Origin of the sequence: Nitrobacter sp. 62-13 (assembly GCF_001896955.1) — a bacterium.
Lineage (GTDB): Bacteria > Pseudomonadota > Alphaproteobacteria > Rhizobiales > Xanthobacteraceae > Nitrobacter.
The window spans coordinates 23,925-26,036 of the sequence record NZ_MKRN01000068.1 but is presented as its reverse complement, the minus strand read 5'-3'; the positions used below and the strand labels follow the sequence as shown (position 1 = coordinate 26,036).

At 60.1% G+C, this 2,112-nt stretch carries 4 protein-coding genes (1 of these 4 cut by a window edge); 3 read left to right on the top strand and 1 reads right to left on the bottom strand.

Features of this window, described 5'->3' with window-relative positions; genetic code table 11:
* Positions 1-279: 279 nt before the first annotated feature.
* Positions 280-498, top strand: a complete 219-nt coding sequence (locus BGN91_RS06695; protein ID WP_292611646.1) for a hypothetical protein — start codon at positions 280-282, stop codon at positions 496-498.
* A gap of 274 nt (positions 499-772) precedes the next feature.
* Here the strand turns inward: BGN91_RS06695 and BGN91_RS06690 are convergent, their stop codons facing one another.
* Positions 773-1,222, bottom strand: a complete 450-nt coding sequence (locus BGN91_RS06690; protein WP_292611644.1) for a VOC family protein — start codon at positions 1,220-1,222, stop codon at positions 773-775.
* A gap of 235 nt (positions 1,223-1,457) precedes the next feature.
* Here BGN91_RS06690 and BGN91_RS06685 point away from each other — a divergent pair, with 235 nt between their 5' ends.
* Both BGN91_RS06685 and BGN91_RS06680 read left to right on the top strand, forming a co-directional pair.
* Positions 1,458-1,628, top strand: coding sequence for a peptide ABC transporter permease (locus BGN91_RS06685; protein WP_292611642.1), 171 nt, complete (start codon positions 1,458-1,460; stop codon positions 1,626-1,628).
* Positions 1,629-1,829: 201 nt separating this feature from the next.
* Positions 1,830-2,112, top strand: partial view of a hypothetical protein gene (locus tag BGN91_RS06680; protein ID WP_292611640.1) — the 5' portion only. The gene runs 89 nt beyond the window's last position; 283 of the gene's 372 nt are visible here — the first part of the coding sequence; its start codon is at positions 1,830-1,832; its stop codon lies beyond the right edge, outside the window.

Here is a 2,112-nt window from a genome sequence, read left to right as displayed (position 1 = left end):
CGTTTCAGTCTCAAATCCGCTGCGATAATGCCGTTAAATCAATGTCCTGTAGCGGCTCGATCAAACGGCGTCTCCGGTCCGCAGTGAACCGACCGGCGGCAGCGGCGGAACGTATAGTGGCGTTTGCCCGGAGGGGCAAGCATTCTCCCCCACGAAGGCCGGAACTGGCGCGGGGCCTCGCTTGGGCCGCAAAAGCGATGCAAAACAGGCGGCTGGGCGGGTCGAAATGGCCTTAGGAAAGAATCCAACATGATCCGGCGATCGTTGCACGGAATGCTCGTGGTGCTGACGGTCTCTGGTGTGTCCGCCCGGGCCGAGACGCGCGGTTCGCCTCACTCCCATCGCGATATCAAGGCCGGGCATGCGGCCGTCAAGCAAACGCCGACAGCGCGAAAATCCTGCCCGGAATACGGTCCCGACTTTGTCAGGCTCGAGGGCTCGTCGACCTGCGTGCGGATCGGCGGCGGCATCAGCATCGGCGGCGGCATTCGGCGCTGAACGCAGCGTCGCGGCCGTGCGGCAGGGGTGAAGGCGGGAGCGTGAAAAAGGCCTCGCCGAAACGAGGCCTTCATTGAGCTGGATGCGGTCGTCAACGACCGAAGAACAGCCACAGAAGAATGATCACCGGGATCGGCACGCCCAGCAGCCAAAGCAAAAGTCCACGTCCCATTCTGCTCTCCTCGAAAGTCGATATTTGCAAGGTGAACAGCGCGCGAGCGGAATCGTTCCGGCCTGACGTTTCCAGAGATAGACAGCAGCGGCCGCCGCGGTCTCACCAATGACCGGTGTTCGGCATCGAACTCCACGGCTCGGCCGGTGGCCGGGCATCGCCTTTCTGCAACAGTTCGATCGAGTGAAGGTCCGGCGAGCGGATGAAGGCCATCTGGCCGTCGCGGGGCGGTCGATTGATCGTAACGCCGAGCTTCATCAGGCGCTCGCAAGTCGCATAAATGTCGTCGACCTCGTAGGCGAGATGGCCGAAATAGCGGTCCTCGCCATAGGTCTCCTCGTCCCAATTGTAGGTCAATTCGATCAGCGGCGCGCCGCGGCCTTTGGAGGCCTTGACCAGGTTCTCGTCTTCGGGCGCGCACAGGAACACCAGCGTGAATTTCGCCTTTTCATTGTCGACGCGACGAACTTCCTTCAGCCCGAGCGCATCGCGGAAAAATTTCAGTGCGGTCTCGAGATTTCGCACGCGCAGCATGGTGTGAAGATAACGCATGGTCCATGTCTCCTGCGGACAATGATGATTTTGCTTTGGACGACTGGCGCCGGCGATCCAGATGCGGCGCCTTAATTCTCGCTGCCGATAGCAACAAACCTGCGCCAGCCCCGGCCTGCAAGACGGATTTTTCGCATCGGCAAGATTTTGATTTATAGATTTATCGTCGGACGAAACATGCGGTCGCTTTTTTGGCGTGCTGTGGAACGGTCCTGGCAGCTCGGCATTGACGGGGATGGTACGCGAAGGTCCAGCAGAACCGCCCCCGCCGCCGAAATCCTATCCGGCCGAGAAGGCGCGGGGCGGGGAAATCATTCTGAGAACGACAACCCGCAAGGCCATTTTCATTGCGGGATTGGTGGGCGCCGTGCTGCTGGGGCTCCTGATCGTCTTTTTCGCGCGCTAGTTTTTGACGTCGCGCGCCATTCGGCCATTTGGCGTGGATCAGAAATCCCTTTCGGTATCAAGAACCTCTCCAAATTCTGTAATCGTTCTGGTTCCCGATAGCGGAAGAAAAAAATGCGCATGGACTGCTTCCTGCCGCTTCCCTTTGCAACCAAACCAAGTGGATCGCGTTGTTTGCCGGTACCTCGCAGGAGGATAGAGCATGAAAAAGACGGCGATCATGATTGCGACTGCGGCGGCGATCGGTAGCGCTGTTGTACCGGCGCCGGCTCAGGCCTATCGCATAGGCCCCGGCCTTGGCGTGGGTCTCGCTATCGGCGCGCTGGCCGCGGGCGCGGCGGCGAGCTCTTACTATTACGGGCCTTACGGGTATTACGACGGCTATTACCGGCCGCGCTACTACCGGCCGTATTATGGACCGGCGTATTACGGCGGATGGTCTCCCGCCTATTCCTATTATGGCGGTCCGCCAGCCTATTACGGCG